The following is a 16,357-nucleotide window of genomic DNA, read 5'->3' as shown; positions in this document are numbered from 1 at the left end:
AGGCGGGCAGGGCAAATTCCGAAGGATAAATTCAAGTGATTTTGTCAACTTTGGAAGGAAGTTTGCTATAATGTTCAGCTATCCTTTTTCTATCTCTCTATTTACCACTATGCACTATCCTAAAGTATACGATGTCATTGTTATCGGTGGCGGTCACGCAGGTACGGAAGCAGCACTGGCTGCAGCACGTATGGGTCGACAGACATTACTCTTAACTCATAACATTGAGACTTTAGGGCAGATGAGCTGTAACCCAGCCATTGGCGGGATCGGTAAATCACATTTAGTGCGTGAAATTGATGCCTTGGGCGGTGCGATGGCACTGGCTGCCGATAAAGGCGGTATTCAATTCCGTATTCTGAATTCACGTAAAGGCGCTGCAGTACGTGCAACTCGTGCGCAGGCTGACCGTGTTCGTTATAAAGCGGCAATTCGTGAGACTTTAGAAAATCAAGCGAACCTGGATATTTTCCAGCAAGCGGCAGACGACCTGATTGTTGAAGGCGATACTGTTAAAGGTGTCGTGACCCAGATGGGTATTCGTTTTGATGCGAAAACTGTAGTGCTGACTGCGGGTACATTCTTGGGTGGCGTGATTCACATTGGTTTAAACAATGCTTCAGGCGGTCGTGCTGGCGATCCTCCTTCAATTTCATTGGCACATCGTTTACGTGAATTAAACTTACCTGTAGGTCGTTTAAAAACAGGTACGCCACCACGAATTGATGCGCGTTCAGTCGACTTCTCTGTCATGACACCGCAGCCGGGTGATTTCCCGTCACCAACCATGTCATTTATGGGTGATGTGTCTATGCACCCTGAACAGGTGAACTGCTACATCACTCATACCAATGAACGTACTCATGAGATTATTCGGGGCGGTTTAGACCGTTCACCAATGTACACTGGTGTGATTGAAGGTGTAGGTCCACGTTACTGCCCATCGATTGAAGACAAAATTCATAAATTCGCGGATAAAGACTCGCATCAAGTATTCTTGGAGCCTGAAGGCTTAGATACGCATGAGCTTTATCCAAATGGTATTTCAACTTCTTTGCCATTTGATGTTCAGTTTGAATTGGTACGCTCAATCCGTGGTATGGAAAATGCGCACATTCTTCGTCCGGGTTATGCGATTGAATACGATTATTTCAACCCTCAAGCGTTGAAGTTCACTTTGGAAACCAAAGCGATCAATAATCTGTACTTTGCTGGTCAAATCAACGGTACAACAGGTTATGAAGAAGCGGGTGCTCAAGGCTTGCTTGCAGGCTTGAACGCAGCACGTCGCGCTTGGGATCAGGAACAATGGACACCGAAACGTGATGAGGCGTACATGGGTGTACTGGTTGATGACTTGATCACACTAGGTACTAAAGAACCGTACCGTATGTTCACTTCACGTGCGGAATACCGTTTGATGCTACGTGAAGACAATGCGGATCAACGTTTAACACCGATCGGTCGTGAAATGGGTCTGGTAGATGACGAACGTTGGGCAGCTTATTGTGAAAAAATGGAAGCTGTAGAGAAAGAGACAGGTCGTTTGCAACATCTTTGGGCTGCACCAAACAACCCAATGGGTAAAAAATTCGTAGAAATGACGGGTGCGGATCTTTCTAAAGAATGTTCTGCGATTGATCTGCTCAAGCGTCCAAATATCACATTTGCTCAAATTGCTGAGTTGACGGGTTCTGAAGTTTCACCACAAGTGGGTGATCAGATTGAAATTGCGGTGAAATACGAAGGTTATATCAACCGTCAGCATCAAGACGTTGCGCAAATGAAACGTTTAGAGGAAACCAAGATTCCTGCTGATTTTGACTATGATGTTGTTTCAGGTCTTTCTCGCGAAATTACCTTGAAGCTGAAAGATATTCGTCCTGAAACACTGGCTCAGGCAAGCCGTATTCCAGGTGTAACACCAGCAGCAGTTCAATTGGTGATGATCACTATTCGTAAGAATGCTCAAGCGAAAAAATCTGCTTAAGATTTTGAATTAAAGAAGCCCGTGTAATGCGGGCTTTTTTATTTTTAAAGATCATCATCACTTTTGGTAATGATTTGATAGTAATTATTTATCAATAAATAAATATTTGATTTTTATATTTATTTTAATAATAAAAATTGCAATATTAAATATAGCTATTGTTTCTAAGTCTTAATCCTTCTTTTAAAGCAAATTACCACAAGTCCAATTCCGACCATTGTAGTGGTATATATTTTCTGGTTATAGGCAGACAATTCCCCTGCAAGCTCAGTCAAACAATAGGCAAGCTGTTTACTGCTGGAGAGGAATCATGGCATCAATACAACAAAATAAATTACAAAAGTTTTTAGTCATATTTTTATGTTTTTGGGTGGCATTTTTCGAGGGCTTCGATTTGCAAGCGCCGGGTATTGCTGCAAAAGGAATTGCTGAAACATTTAGCCTTGGTCAAGTTGAAATGGGTTATGTCTTTAGCCTTGGTGTATTCGGTATGTTATTTGGTGCGTTCTTTGGAGGACGTATTGCAGATTACTTGGGGCAAAAGAAAGTACTGATGCTTTCAATCTCAATCTTTGGTGCATTCATGGCATTAACTGCTGTAGCAACAAGTATTGAGGTACTCTATATTGCGCGCTTTCTAACGGGTTTAGGTTTGGGGGCTGCAATGCCAACCATGATTTCAGTTGTAGGTGATGAAGCGACTGAAGCTAATCGCGGTAAATTAAACAGTTTGATGTATTGCGGTTTACCTGTAGGGGCTATTTTTGTAGCAGGCTTAGCAATTTTCTTTAAAGATATTTCTTGGCATACCTTATTCTTAATTGGTGGTTTAGCGCCGTTGCTATTACTTCCATTTATGGCATTTATCTTAAAAGAAAAAGAACAAACCCATACTAAAAAACAAATCGTTCCGCCAATGGTAGAGGTTTTGTTTAAAACTGAACAATATAAACGTACCATACCACTGTGGGTAGGTTTCTTCTTTACCTTGATGATTAACTACATTCTGATCAGTTGGTTGCCGAACTTATTAATGGAACAAGGTTTATCAAAACCACAAGCGTTTAGTATTATGCTGATCTTCCAAGTAGGGGCATTGGTAGGTACGCTTGGTTTAGGCTTTATGCTGGATCGTTTGAAACTTTGGCAGATGGCAGCAATTATCTATGTTGGCTTAGCTGTTGCACTGATCTTGTTATTTACAAGTAAAGTCATTCCATTACTTATTCTTGCTGGCTTGATGGGTGGGATTTTCTCAACAGGTGGTCAGTCGATTCTTTACGGCATTTCGCCAATTTTCTACTCAGACACAGGTAAAGTAACAGGCGTGGGTAGTGCAATTTCTCTGGGACGTTTAGGTGCAATGACTGGGCCATTATTGTCAGGGAAAATCTTGGCACTCGGTTTGGGGACTACCGGTGTATTGATGGCAAGTTTGCCAGCAGTGATGATTTCAGCTGTAGCAGTGACTGCTTTGTCTAAATACAAATCTAAAATTAAATAAATATTTGCAAATTTAAAAAAGGTGGCTCATTTTAAGCTGCCTTTTTTTATGTTTGTAGCTTATGCATTGTTAATGGCTTTGATAACATTATGTCAAACAGCATTTGATGAAGATTATGTCTTACCAACTCGTAGAACTCGACATCCAAGCCACTGACAATATTGCTTGCCCTCATTGCCATCAAGACATCATTAATTGGCAAGAAGAACAATATGTCCAACCTTGCGAACATACGCTCTTTATCGCTATGGATATCGGTTTTGAATACATTACCGATGAATTTGAGCAAACCATGCAAAAAACGGTTGATGAGCTACATACCAATGATGACATCGTCAATATGTTCGAAGAAATCACTACAAGTACTTATCCGAATTATCTGATTTTAAAATCGGATCTAGGTGCGGCAGGTTATTCGCGTTATATCGGTTTAACAGTGTAAGAATCTAACTATTATATATAAGAAATAAAAAAGCACCCTTGGGTGCTTTTTTAATTTCAGGCCTGGCCTTCGACTTCTTCTACTTCATCGTCATCCGCACTGTCCATGCCGAGTTCTTTCAGCTTACGAGTGAGTGTGTTACGCCCCCAACCTAAAAGTTCGGCTGCATGACGCTTACGACCACGGGTTTGTTGTAGTGCAGCATTGATGAGTGTGCGTTCAAACATTGGTGTAGCCACATCTAACAGCTTCATTTCACCGTTTTTCAGTTTCTGGATCGCCCATTGACCCAGTAATTCATCCCAATGATGCGGCGCAATCTGATTTAGGTTTGGAATTGGAGCACCCGGATCTTGCTGCTGAATTGGAATCTGCTTCAATTCAGGTGGCAGATCTTCTGGATAAACCTCACGACCGGTAATCATCACAGTCAGCCAGCGACAAGTATTTTCAAGCTGACGCACGTTACCTTGCCAAGGTAGCTTTTGCATATATTCCTGAGTTTCAGGACGTAAGATTTTAGGATTTACACCCAGTTCTTTACCTGCACGCGCGAGGAAATGCTGTGCCAACATCGGAATGTCTTCTGAACGATGCGCCAGTTTAGGAATATGAATACGAATCACGTTTAGACGATGATATAAGTCTTCACGGAAGCGGCCGTCATGTACCAGCTTTTCCAGATCCTGATGCGTTGCAGCCACAATACGTACATCAACTTTAACCGGAATGTGACCACCAACACGATAGAATTCACCATCTGCCAGGACACGTAACAAACGCGTTTGTGTTTCAAAAGGCATGTCGCCAATTTCATCCAGGAACAGCGTACCGCCGTTGGCCTGTTCAAAACGGCCCTGACGTTGCGTATTTGCACCGGTAAAAGCGCCTTTTTCATGACCAAACAATTCAGTTTCAATCAGGTCTTTTGGAATTGCCGCCATGTTCAGTGCAATAAACGGTTTATTGCTACGCGGTGAATGGCGGTGCAGGGCATGCGCTACCAGTTCTTTACCTGTACCGGATTCACCATTAATCAGCACGGTAATATGTGATTGAGATAAACGGCCAATCGCACGGAACACTTCCTGCATCGCAGGCGATTCACCAATAATCTCAGTTGACTGAATCGTTGGTGCAGATTTGGCAGATTCTTGCTGCTGTAATTTGGTGATATGCAAAATCGCACGATTAACCAGTGCCAATGCTTCATCAATATCAAATGGCTTTGGCAGATATTCAAAAGCACCCGTTTGATAGCTGGACACCGCAGATTCCAGATCTGAATGTGCCGTCATAATAATAACTGGCAGATCAGGATTGGTATTTTTTACTTTGCCTAAAAAGGTTAGACCATCGATCCCTGGCATACGGATATCGGTCAGGATCACATCAGGTGCATCGACACCCAACTGATCAAGTGCTGATTGGGCTTCTTCAAAACTGGTAACGTTAAAACCTTCTTCTTTAAATGTTTTTTCTAGTACCCAACGCATGGCACGATCGTCATCAATCACCCATATTTTATTTCGCGACATGATCTGACTCCCAAGGTAAAAATAAGCTAAATACGGTTTTTCCTGGAACTGACTGGCATTCAATCATTCCGTTATGTTGATGCATAATATTTTGAGCAATGCTGAGACCTAGTCCGGTACCTTTGGCACGGCTGGTCACCAGCGGGTAGAACACGGCTTCGATAATATCGTCTGGAACACCAGGACCATTATCTTCAATGTCGATTCGAACCACAGATCGGTGAATCACACCACTAATGGTATAAAGACGCTGAATCCGGGTTCTTAAAATGAGTTCCGGTTGATGCTCGACAAAGAAATCCTTGTTTTCTGTCATCGCCTGAACGGCATTCACGCAGATATTTAGCATGACCTGAATGAGCTGATCACGATCTGCCAGAACTTCCGGTAGGGACAGGTCATAGTCCCGGGTAATTTTAATTTTCTTTTTAGTTTGATTCACGATCAGTGAGCGGACACGTTCTAAAGGCTCATGCACATTGACCATTTCATAGCTTGGTAGCTGGCGTGAACCGAGCATGCTATCTGCCAGATTTCTCAGGCGATCCACTTCACTAATAATAATGTCAGTGAACTCTTTATATTTTGGATCTTCAAGGCTACGTGCCAGAAGCTGGGTTGCACCACGAATGCCACCGAGTGGATTCTTGATCTCATGTGCAACACCACGAATTAATTGGCGCGCAACTTGATGCTGCTGGATATAGTTTTCTTCACGTGAGATTTTCAGCATACGGTCACGCTGATTCAGCTCGATCAACAATAAAGGATGATTTGGCTTGCCCGCATTGAGCAGGGAAACCGTATAGTCCACATGAATGTCTTTAAAGTTGACGATGATCGTCGCCTCACGGCGAGTATAAGGTTGGCCGGTATACAGCGTGTTATAGAGTGATTCTTCAGTGTTGAATTCATCTGTCGGCGCTTGAAGTATGTTCAATACCGGCGTACCTGATGCGCGTAACAGGCTGACATCAAACATGGCCTCGCAGGCCGTATTTAAGTAATAAATATTCAGATGACTATCAACCAGCATAATGGCAGTGGTCAGGTTGTCCACCAAAAGGCGATAGTCGATGGAAAGAGGCTGATCCATTAGCGGTGGTTTTCCTGTATTAAAATGGCGCAATGGCATCTTCATAAAGCAAAATAACAATTTCAAAGTTCAGATTTGAGGCAAATTAAGCAAGATGCACGCCAACTTTAGAACTCTTGTTAAAATTTTGCTGAAAAATGCACGAAATCTGACGGGGATGCCCAATCAAACTCAGGTATAACGGATTAAATTGAGGCTGTAAACCTAAAATGATTCATTTTGGTGCATAAGCTTTTATATTGAATATTTTATGGCGTTATTTTAGTGCGTGATGCAAAGAGTGGCCATTTCAACTATTTTTATGATGCGAAAAGACATACAATACGCGCATTCTAGTGGAGCGCAGATTCATGAAGTCCCCCAAAGTCGGTTTTGTATCTTTAGGTTGTCCTAAGGCATTGGTAGATTCTGAACGAATTTTAACTCAGTTAAAGACTGAAGGTTATGATGTCGCATCGGATTATGACGGTGCTGATTTAGTAGTAGTAAATACCTGTGGTTTTATTGAATCTGCAGTACAAGAGTCTTTAGATGCCATCGGTGAAGCGATGAGCGCGAATGGTCGTGTTATCGTAACAGGTTGTCTAGGAAAAGACGAAGATAAAATTCGCCAAATGCACCCGAATGTCCTGAAAGTGACGGGTGCAGCAGCATATGAAGAAGTGATGGATGCGGTACATGAGTATGTTCCTGAGCCGCCAAAACACAATCCATTTATTGATCTGGTGCCTGAGCAGGGTATCCGTTTAACCCCTAAACATTATGCATACCTGAAAATATCAGAAGGCTGTAACCACCGTTGTACCTTCTGCATCATTCCAAGCATGCGTGGTGATCTGGTTTCCCGTCCAGTCGGTTCTGTGCTTGAAGAAGCTGCGGCACTGAAACGTTCAGGTGTCAAAGAAGTACTCGTGATCTCCCAGGATACTTCTGCTTATGGTGTCGACACCAAATACAAACTGGACTTCTGGAACGGCCAGCCAGTTAAAACCAAATTCTATGACATGTGTGAAGCATTGGGTCAATTGGGCATCTGGGTGCGTCTGCACTATGTCTATCCATATCCACACGTAGATGCTGTGATTGATTTAATGGCTCAAGGCAAAATCCTGCCTTATCTGGATATTCCATTCCAGCATGCCAGCCCAAGAATCCTGAAACTGATGAAACGTCCAGCGCACAGTGAAAATACACTGGAGCGTTTAAAAGTATGGCGTGAGAAATGTCCTGACCTAGTCATCCGTTCTACATTTGTGGTGGGTTTCCCGGGCGAAACGGAAGAAGATTTCCAGATGCTTCTGGACTGGCTGAAAGAAGCACAACTGGATCGCGTTGGCTGTTTTACTTACTCACCAGTTGAAGGTGCGACGGCGAATGATCTTCCAGACCATGTGCCGGAAGAGATCAAGCAAGAACGTTATGAACGTTTCATGCAGGTTCAGCAGGAAATTTCAGCAGCGAAGCTACAAAAACGTATTGGCCAGAAAATGACTGTGCTAGTCGATGACCTGGAAGAAGAATTCCCGGTTGCTGTAGCACGCTCATATGCGGATGCGCCTGAAATTGATGGTAATGTTTTTGTTGAAGATATCGACAAGAGTGTGATTAAGGCAGGGGATTTGCTTGAAGTCGAAATCACTGATGCAGATGAATATGATTTATTTGCTAAGCTGATCTCAATCAAGTCTGCTTAAGATTTTGAATTAAAAGAATTTATATTAAATAATTTGGAGTTTGATGATGTTGGATTCTAAAAAGCCACGATTTGGTCGCATCCTGCTAAAGCTATCTGGTGAAGCACTGGCAGGGAACAAAGACATGGGTATCGATGCACAAGTGCTCGATCAGATGTCACTTTCTATTGCGCATCTCGTGGGTTTGGGTGTACAAGTCGGTATCGTCGTGGGCGGTGGTAACCTGTACCGTGGTAGCCAGTTGCAAAAAGATGGTCTGGTAGGTCGTGTAACCGGTGACCAGATGGGTATGCTGGCAACTGTCATGAACGGTCTGGCATTACGTGATGCTTTGGTACGCCGTAATATCAAAACCCGTTTGATGTCTGCATTACCGATTGGTGCAGTGGTTGAATCTTATTCTAGCCGTGATGCGATTCGTCATCTGACTCAAGGTGAAGTGTGCGTATTTGTAGCGGGTACAGGTAATCCGTTCTTTACTACGGATACAGCAGCTTGTTTGCGTGGTATCGAGATTGAATCTGACCTGATCCTGAAAGCGACTAAAGTTGATGGTGTTTACAACAAAGACCCAAGCAAATACGAAGATGCAGTGAAATACGATACATTGACATTTGATCAGGTGCTGGACGAGAAGTTGGGCGTCATGGATTTAACCGCGATCTGCCTATGTCGTGATCATAATGTGCCACTTCAAGTATTTGACATGAACAAATCTGGCGCATTGCTTTCAGTGGTGATGGGTGAAAAAGAAGGAACTCACGTCACCAATTAATGACGCGAGCTACAAAGCCCTTTATACTACCTCCTAATTTAGTAAATACATCTTTTAAGAATTAAGTAAGGAAGATCATATGATTAACGATCTTAAAAAAGACGCAGAAGAGCGTATGAACAAGTCTCTTGACTCGTTAGAACATGGTTTCGCAAAAGTTCGTACCGGACGTGCGCATCCATCAATTTTGAACGGTGTCATGGTTCCTTACTACGGCTCTGATGTGCCATTGAACCAGGTTGCTAACGTAGGCGTGGAAGATTCACGTACATTGCTGGTTCAACCGTTTGAACGTTCAATGGTTGCTGCAATTGATAAGGCGATCCGTGAGTCTGATCTTGGCTTGAACCCGATTACTGCTGACGCGATCCGTGTACCAATGGCAGCGTTGACTGAAGAAACTCGTCGTGACATGCAGAAAGTTGCACGTAACGAAGCTGAAAATGCCAAAGTTGCGATCCGTAACATCCGTCGTGATGTATTGGGTGACATCAAAGCATTGTTGAAAGAAAAAGAAATTTCTGAAGATGATGAACGTCGTGCATCTGACGAAATTCAGAAAATCACAGACAAATTTGTTGCTGAAGTAGACAAACGCTTGGCTGCGAAAGAAGCTGAATTGATGAAGGTCTAATTCATCAATGACCGCTTCTGAAGAAAATTCCCGTCTTCCAAAACATGTTGCCATCATCATGGATGGCAACAATCGTTTTGCCAAAAAAAATCAGATGCAGAAAGGCGATGGACACCGTGAAGGAAAAACGGTTCTAGACCCGATTGTTGAACATTGTAGAAAAAGAAATATCCAGGCTTTAACGGTCTTTGCATTCTCCAGCGAAAACTGGAACCGTCCCCAATATGAGGTCGACTTGCTCATGAAGTTGTTGGAAGACACGATTCATGAACAGTTGCCACGTATGCAAAAATTTAATATTGCTTTACGTTTTATTGGTGATCGGTCGCGTTTATCTCCTGAACTGCAAGCATTGATGTTGCAAGCAGAACAAAGGACTGCTAATTTCGATAGTATGACGCTTACCATTGCAATCAGCTATGGTGGAATGTGGGACATGGCACAAGCTGCGAAGCAGATTGCTGCGGATGTTTTAACAAATAAATTAGATCTTGAAGCAATTGATACTGATGTGTTCGGTCAATATGTCAGTTTGAGTGACTTGCCGCCTGTTGATCTGCTGATTCGTACCGGTGGAGATTTCCGCCTGTCCAATTTCCTGCTCTGGCAGGCAGCATATGCAGAGCTGTATTTTACTGAGACCTTATGGCCAGAATTTACCGTAGAGGAATTCGATGACGCACTTGCTGTATTTTGCGGGCGCGAACGTCGTTTCGGTAAAACATCAGAGCAGATTCTTCAAGAAAGACTTGAGAATTAATACACATGTTTGAGCGGATTATAACCGCATTGGTGCTGGTTGCAGTCGTACTGAGCTGTATGTTTGCGACCAAATCACAATATCCAATGTTCGCATTGATGGTTGTGGCTGCCGGGGTGGCAGGCTATGAGTGGTTTAAACTCATGCCGCGAAAATGTAAAAATGTAATCAAGCCAGTGGCGTGGGGCTATGGTCTGTTGACTGCAGCCTTATCTGCACTGGCTTTATACTATTGGGATGTGGCCTTATTATTATGGTCTGCATCTATCCTGACCTGGTTGCTGAGTATCTACTGGGTTAAAACCTATCCTGATTATGATGGCTGGTACAATGTCAGCTTGCACGGCATCGGGATTGTACTGGTTTCTGCTGCTGTTACAGCAATCTTCTCGGTTTGGCTAAACTCCCCATGGTGGTTGATGTACCTGTTTCTGCTGGTATGGGGTGCAGACAGTGGCGCTTACTTTGTTGGACGCAAATTCGGCAAGAAAAAACTCGCACCAAATGTCAGCCCAAACAAGTCGGTAGAAGGTCTATACGGCGGTATTCTTACCTCCATGCTCATCGTGGTTGTCGTCGCTTCACTTTATCTGGATATGACCTGGCCAGAGCTATGTCTGTTCCTGATCCTTTCTGTTATTACCGTGTTTAGTTCAGTGCTAGGTGACTTGTTTGAATCCATGATCAAGCGTCGTGCTGGAATCAAGGATTCGGGCCGTATTTTGCCGGGCCACGGTGGGGTACTAGATCGTATTGATTCTTTGCTTGCTGCAGCTCCTATCTTTGCAACAGGCATATATGTTTTAAAACTTATTGGCGTAGATTTATAAATGTCACAAGCTGTTTGTATACTGGGTGCTACAGGTTCAATTGGTCAAAGTACTTTAAAAATTTTGCAGCAACATCCTGAAGCTTACTCGGTTTTCGCTGTGACAGCGCAAAGTCGTATTACTGAGCTGGCAGAAATCTGTCAGCAGTACCGTCCTAAAGTGGCTGTAGTGCCTACAAATAAAGTCGATGAACTTTCTCAGCTGCTACAAGTGCAGGGCTTATCAGATATCGAAATTCTTCAGGATGAAGCGGGCTTAATTTCAGTCGCAGAGCATGCGAACGTTGATATCGTGATGGCGGCAATTGTCGGGGCGGCAGGCCTGCTTCCTACATTGGCTGCAGTCAAAGCGGGTAAGCGTGTTCTTTTGGCCAATAAAGAAGCCTTGGTCATGTCCGGCGACATCATGATGCAAGCCGCGCGAGATTATGGTGCACTCTTGTTGCCAGTCGACTCTGAACATAATGCAATTTTCCAGTGCCTGCCTCAAAACTATTTTGATGCCGAACGTAATGGTCAACCTAAGCTCGGTGTTCATCAGATTTTACTGACTGCTTCTGGCGGTCCATTCCTGAATCATTCTCTTGAACAATTGCATGATGTGACGCCTGCTCAAGCCTGCAAACATCCAAACTGGTCAATGGGGCAAAAGATTTCTGTAGATTCAGCTACTTTAATGAATAAAGGGCTGGAACTTATCGAAGCGTGTCATTTGTTTGCAGTTCAAGAACAATTTGTTACAGTTGTTGTGCATCCACAGAGTATTATTCATTCCATGGTGCAATATGTGGACGGGTCGACATTGGCACAAATGGGCAACCCGGATATGGGCACGCCAATTGCACATGCTTTGGCATGGCCACAACGGATCAGTACCCATATCCCGGCTCTGGATTTGTTTAAGCATTCACAGTTGAATTTCCAGGAACCGGATGTGGTTCGTTTTCCGGCACTGAAATTAGCGCGTCAAGCCATGAAGAGTGGTGGAATTGCGCCTACAATTTTGAATGCGGCCAATGAAATTGCAGTGGCTGCATTTTTAAATCAGCAAATCAGATTTACCCAAATTCCTCAGGTGGTTGAAACTGTCCTGAACCAGATGGACAATCAACCAGCACACGATCTGGATACTATCCTGCATGCAGATCACACAGCACGAGGTTTATCACAGCAATATGTTGTGAATAAAGGAAGTTAAGACATGAACGCCTTGTTTATTATTGCAGCCGCAATCCTATTACTCGGTCCCTTAATTGCGATTCACGAGTTTGGGCACTACATTGTGGCACGTAAACTGGGCGTTAAAGTACTGGTCTATTCCATTGGTTTTGGGCCAACCCTCTTAAAATGGACTTCAAAAAAGTCCGGTATCCAATATCAGCTTTCAGCTTTGCCTTTGGGTGGCTATGTCAAAATGCTGGACGAGCGTGAAGGCAGTGTGGCAGAAGAAGACTTGCCTAAAGCCTTTAACCGCCAGCATCCCTGGAAACGTATTGCCATCGTTGCTGCGGGTCCTCTCATTAACTTGCTTTTAGCCGTTGTCCTGTTTTGGGTGCTTTTTTTACCTGCACAAGAACAGCTGAATACTCGCGTAGGCAAGGTCTTACCAAACACACCTGCAGCCGCGGTACAGATGCAGCAGGGCGATAAAATCGTCGCTGTAGATGGTACACAAGTCGAAACTTGGGAAAAACTGAGTTATGCCTTGGTGGATCGTGTGGGTGAAACTGGTGTGGTCTCGATTCAGGCAGACCGTGAGGGTGAAAACAAGATATTCCGGTTACCAATTCAAGACTTTCTTAAAGATCAAAGTCAGTCACCCCTTGATACACTAGGTTTCTTGCCATATCGTCCGGAAATTCCGGCTGTGGTGAGCAAACTGAGTGAAGATGGTGCAGCCATTCGTCAGGGTCTTAAAGAAGGTGACAAGATTCTGGCCATTGATGGTGTACAGATGAAAGACTGGTTCGATGTGGTACAGGTTGTACAGGCATCACCAGAAAAATTACTTAAGATAGATGTATTACGTGGTAATCAGGTCGTGCATCTTCAGGTCATGCCGCAAGGCAAACGTGACAATATGGGGAATGTAACCGGTATGCTCGGAGTTCAAAGTGATCCGGGCAAGGTGACAATTCCTGCTGAATATAAACAGACGATTCACTATACGCCTGTTGAGGCGATGGTGATGGCCTTTGACAAGACAGCACATCTGTCTTCAATGATTCTGAACTCGATCGTCAAAATGGTACGTGGTCTGATTGGTCTGGATAATCTTTCTGGCCCGATTACCATTGCCAAAGTGGCGGGACAAAGCGCGGAAATGGGTTGGGAAACTTTTATTTCCTTTATGGCGCTAATGAGTGTAAGTTTAGGGATATTAAACTTATTGCCAATCCCAATGCTTGATGGTGGACATCTGGTTTATTATTTTATCGAATTAATTCGTGGTAAACCTGTTTCTGAACAAATACAATTGGTTGGATTAAAAATTGGTATGGTACTGCTCGGCAGTATGATGCTTTTGGCATTATTTAATGACTTTATGCGTTTATAATAACGTAAATGGAATAATTAACAGCGGAAAAGACTGGCATGCAGCACACACATTTATTTATGCCTTTGGCACTCGTTAGTGCAATGGCAGTAGCACAACAAGTATATGCGGCAGAAGACTTCATTGTACAAGATATAAAATTTGATGGATTGGTACGTTTAACTCCAGAAAATGTGTACGGCTTGGTGCCAATCAACAGTGGTGACCGGGTGAATGATCCGATCATTGCCAATGCGATTCGTAGCCTGTATGCATCTGGGCTATTTGATGACATTAAAGCCGTTCAACAAGGCAATACCTTGGTATTCCAGGTCGTAGAACGTCCGGTAATTTCGAAAATTGAGCTGAAAGGCAATAAACTGATTCCAAAGGAAGCGCTTGAAGAAGGCCTGAAAAAAATGGGTCTGGCTGAAGGTGAGGTACTGAAGAAATCTGCACTGCAAACAGTCGAAACCGAGCTGGAACAGCAATATATGCAGCAAGGTCGTTATGATGCCGATATTACGGTAACAACGACGCCTCGACCAAACAACCGCGTTGAAGTGCTGATCGATTTTGTTGAAGGTAAAGCCGCTAAAGTTTTTGATATCAATATTATCGGCAATACTGTCTTTAAAGAATCAGATATCAAGCAAGCCTTTGCTGTTAAAGAAAGTGGCTGGAGTTCTGTCATTTCGCGTAATGATCGTTATGCACGTGAAAAAATGGCTGCGAGCCTGGAAGCTTTACGTGCGATGTATCTGAACCGCGGTTACATCAACTTCAATATTACCAATTCAAGTCTGAACCTGAGCGAAGATAAAAAGAATGTCTTTATTGAAGTTTCAGTCAATGAAGGCGAACAGTTTAAGTTTGGACAAACCAAATTCCTCGGCGATGCGCTTTATAAACCTGAAGAGTTACAAGCTTTGCAGTTGTATAAAGAAGGCGACACCTACTCTCAGGAACGAGTGAATGCGGTCAAGCAGCTATTGCTACGTAAATATGGTAATGCTGGTTATTACTATGCTGAAGTAAATGTTGTACCTCAAATCAATAACGAAACTAAACAGGTTGACCTGAACTACTATATTAATCCGGGTCAGCAAGTGACTGTACGTCGGATCAACTTCACAGGTAACTCTAAAACTGCCGATGAAGTATTGCGTCGTGAAATGCGCCAGATGGAAAGTGCGCTGGCAAGCAATGAGAAGATTGACCTGTCTAAAGTGCGTTTAGAACGTACTGGTTTCTTTAAAACAGTCGATATCAAACCTGTTCGTATTCCAGGATCACCGGATCAAATTGATTTGAATGTGGCAGTTGAAGAGCAGCATTCAGGTACTAGTACTCTAGCTGTTGGTTTCTCACAAAGCGGTGGTGTAACGTTCCAGGCTGGATTAAGTCAGACTAACTTCCTGGGTACAGGGAACAGCGTTTCGATTGACCTGTCACGTTCCGAAACTCAAGATTATTATAACTTGAGTGTAATGGATCCGTACTTCACGATTGATGGTGTACGTCGCGGTTATAATCTTTACTACCGTAAAACAAAGCTAGATGATAATTACAACGTAAATAATTATGTTACAGACAGTTTTGGTGGTGGTATTAATTTTGGTTATCCAATTGATGAGAATCAGAGTGTAAGCTTAGGTTTAAATATCGATAATACTGAGGTAACTACGGGTAATGGTGTTTCTACTTATGTTCGTGATTACTTATTAGCAAATGATGGTAAAACAATAGGCCAAAGTCCTTATTGTATTGATGATGCTAACCCTTGTGCTACAGAACCAAAAGCAGATCGTTTCCAAGGTGAATTTTTAACCTATAACCTAAACTTAGGATGGTCTTATAATACTTTAAACCGTCCAATGTTCCCGACGACAGGTATGTCACATCGTGTCAATGCAGAAATTGCCTTGCCAGGTAGCGATGTGGAGTATCAAAAACTGACTTATGATGCGCAGGCTTTCTTCCCGTTAGGCAAAGATTTTGTTCTACGTGGTTATGGCCGTTTAGGCTATGGTAATGACCTACCTTTCTATAAGAACTTCTATGCCGGTGGTTATGGTTCTGTGCGTGGTTATGAAAATAGTACTTTAGGTCCAAAGTATGACAGTGTATATGCTGAAAATTCAGGCTTGAGTAATTTTGATCCAGAAGAAGTGGGCGGTAATGCCTTGGTTCAGTTTGGTACTGAATTAGTTCTTCCTGTTCCATTTAAGGGGGATTGGGCGCGTCAGGTTCGTCCAGTTCTTTTTGCTGAAGGTGCTCAAGTATTTGATACAAAATGTGATGTTTCACAATCTGCTGAGCTGCGCCAATATTGTAAGGATAACTTTGATTTCGATGCAGGCAATATGCGTTATAGCGTAGGTGCTGGTTTCACCTGGATTACCATGATTGGTCCATTATCACTGAGCTATGCATACCCGTTGAATGATAAGGACGGTGATGAAACTCAAAATGTTCAGTTCGAAATTGGACGTACTTTCTAAGAAAACTTTGATCTTAAATACAGATTTTGCTCATAAAGCCATCAGGTTTTGTGAG

General features: G+C 43.1%; 13 protein-coding genes. 11 read left to right on the top strand and 2 right to left on the bottom strand.

The genetic code is table 11. The annotated features are described in order from the left end of the window. The first annotated feature begins 109 nt into the window (after window positions 1–109). The 3 genes from mnmG (at window position 110) to AC4MCC_RS08580 (ending at window position 3,936) form a co-directional block, all read left to right on the top strand. Window positions 110–1,990, top strand: a complete 1,881-nt coding sequence (gene mnmG / locus AC4MCC_RS08590) for a tRNA uridine-5-carboxymethylaminomethyl(34) synthesis enzyme MnmG (protein WP_159122801.1) — start codon at window positions 110–112, stop codon at window positions 1,988–1,990. Between the two features lie 310 nt (window positions 1,991–2,300). Continuing rightward, window positions 2,301–3,494, top strand: a complete 1,194-nt coding sequence (gene mhpT / locus AC4MCC_RS08585) for a 3-(3-hydroxy-phenyl)propionate transporter MhpT (RefSeq protein ID WP_491885135.1) — start codon at window positions 2,301–2,303, stop codon at window positions 3,492–3,494. 115 nt (window positions 3,495–3,609) lie between these two features. Continuing rightward, window positions 3,610–3,936, top strand: a complete 327-nt coding sequence (locus AC4MCC_RS08580) for a hypothetical protein (protein ID WP_491885134.1) — start codon at window positions 3,610–3,612, stop codon at window positions 3,934–3,936. Window positions 3,937–3,992: 56 nt separating this feature from the next. On the opposite strand, the gene glnG is transcribed toward AC4MCC_RS08580, so the two are convergent. Next, the gene (glnG, locus tag AC4MCC_RS08575; RefSeq protein ID WP_491885133.1) at window positions 3,993–5,474 is read right to left on the bottom strand and encodes a nitrogen regulation protein NR(I); all 1,482 of its coding nucleotides are present in this window, start codon (window positions 5,472–5,474) and stop codon (window positions 3,993–3,995) included. Further along, window positions 5,461–6,570, bottom strand: a complete 1,110-nt coding sequence (gene glnL / locus AC4MCC_RS08570) for a nitrogen regulation protein NR(II) (RefSeq protein ID WP_180017658.1) — start codon at window positions 6,568–6,570, stop codon at window positions 5,461–5,463. The genes glnG and glnL overlap by 14 nt, the downstream gene beginning before the upstream one ends. 350 nt (window positions 6,571–6,920) lie before the next feature. Here glnL and rimO point away from each other — a divergent pair, with 350 nt between their 5' ends. The 8 genes from rimO (at window position 6,921) to bamA (ending at window position 16,302) form a co-directional block, all read left to right on the top strand. Next, window positions 6,921–8,264: a 30S ribosomal protein S12 methylthiotransferase RimO gene (rimO, locus tag AC4MCC_RS08565; RefSeq protein WP_004786172.1), complete on the top strand. Its 1,344-nt coding sequence runs from the start codon at window positions 6,921–6,923 to the stop codon at window positions 8,262–8,264. Window positions 8,265–8,310: 46 nt separating this feature from the next. Continuing rightward, window positions 8,311–9,039, top strand: coding sequence for a UMP kinase (pyrH, locus tag AC4MCC_RS08560; protein WP_004786170.1), 729 nt, complete (start codon window positions 8,311–8,313; stop codon window positions 9,037–9,039). A gap of 79 nt (window positions 9,040–9,118) precedes the next feature. Beyond that, window positions 9,119–9,673: a ribosome recycling factor gene (gene frr / locus AC4MCC_RS08555; RefSeq protein WP_005235283.1), complete on the top strand. Its 555-nt coding sequence runs from the start codon at window positions 9,119–9,121 to the stop codon at window positions 9,671–9,673. A gap of 7 nt (window positions 9,674–9,680) precedes the next feature. Continuing rightward, window positions 9,681–10,433: a polyprenyl diphosphate synthase gene (gene uppS / locus AC4MCC_RS08550; protein ID WP_491885132.1), complete on the top strand. Its 753-nt coding sequence runs from the start codon at window positions 9,681–9,683 to the stop codon at window positions 10,431–10,433. 5 nt (window positions 10,434–10,438) lie between these two features. Continuing rightward, window positions 10,439–11,263, top strand: coding sequence for a phosphatidate cytidylyltransferase (locus AC4MCC_RS08545; RefSeq protein ID WP_034702638.1), 825 nt, complete (start codon window positions 10,439–10,441; stop codon window positions 11,261–11,263). Then, complete coding sequence (ispC, locus tag AC4MCC_RS08540) at window positions 11,264–12,460, top strand: 1-deoxy-D-xylulose-5-phosphate reductoisomerase (protein WP_491885131.1); 1,197 nt, start codon at window positions 11,264–11,266, stop codon at window positions 12,458–12,460. A 3-nt stretch (window positions 12,461–12,463) separates the two neighbouring features. Next, window positions 12,464–13,819 carry an RIP metalloprotease RseP gene (gene rseP / locus AC4MCC_RS08535; RefSeq protein WP_491885130.1) on the top strand — a complete coding sequence of 452 codons (1,356 nt, stop codon included), beginning with the start codon at window positions 12,464–12,466 and terminating at the stop codon, window positions 13,817–13,819. Between the two features lie 38 nt (window positions 13,820–13,857). After that, window positions 13,858–16,302, top strand: a complete 2,445-nt coding sequence (bamA, locus tag AC4MCC_RS08530) for an outer membrane protein assembly factor BamA (RefSeq protein WP_180014142.1) — start codon at window positions 13,858–13,860, stop codon at window positions 16,300–16,302. Window positions 16,303–16,357: the final 55 nt, after the last annotated feature.

This window comes from Acinetobacter sp. CAU_H_56 (genome assembly GCF_058599425.1).
The sequence above is the reverse complement of the archived record's forward strand: the minus strand, read 5'-3'. Positions and strand labels throughout refer to the sequence as shown.

Coding starts and splice junctions, on each gene's coding strand:
- mnmG (WP_159122801.1), top strand. CDS start 110: ATGCACTATCCTAAAGTATACGATGTCATTGTTATCGGTGGCGGTCAC.
- mhpT (WP_491885135.1), top strand. CDS start 2,301: ATGGCATCAATACAACAAAATAAATTACAAAAGTTTTTAGTCATATTT.
- AC4MCC_RS08580 (WP_491885134.1), top strand. CDS start 3,610: ATGTCTTACCAACTCGTAGAACTCGACATCCAAGCCACTGACAATATT.
- glnG (WP_491885133.1), bottom strand. CDS start 5,474: ATGTCGCGAAATAAAATATGGGTGATTGATGACGATCGTGCCATGCGT.
- glnL (WP_180017658.1), bottom strand. CDS start 6,570: ATGGATCAGCCTCTTTCCATCGACTATCGCCTTTTGGTGGACAACCTG.
- rimO (WP_004786172.1), top strand. CDS start 6,921: ATGAAGTCCCCCAAAGTCGGTTTTGTATCTTTAGGTTGTCCTAAGGCA.
- pyrH (WP_004786170.1), top strand. CDS start 8,311: ATGTTGGATTCTAAAAAGCCACGATTTGGTCGCATCCTGCTAAAGCTA.
- frr (WP_005235283.1), top strand. CDS start 9,119: ATGATTAACGATCTTAAAAAAGACGCAGAAGAGCGTATGAACAAGTCT.
- uppS (WP_491885132.1), top strand. CDS start 9,681: ATGACCGCTTCTGAAGAAAATTCCCGTCTTCCAAAACATGTTGCCATC.
- AC4MCC_RS08545 (WP_034702638.1), top strand. CDS start 10,439: ATGTTTGAGCGGATTATAACCGCATTGGTGCTGGTTGCAGTCGTACTG.
- ispC (WP_491885131.1), top strand. CDS start 11,264: ATGTCACAAGCTGTTTGTATACTGGGTGCTACAGGTTCAATTGGTCAA.
- rseP (WP_491885130.1), top strand. CDS start 12,464: ATGAACGCCTTGTTTATTATTGCAGCCGCAATCCTATTACTCGGTCCC.
- bamA (WP_180014142.1), top strand. CDS start 13,858: ATGCAGCACACACATTTATTTATGCCTTTGGCACTCGTTAGTGCAATG.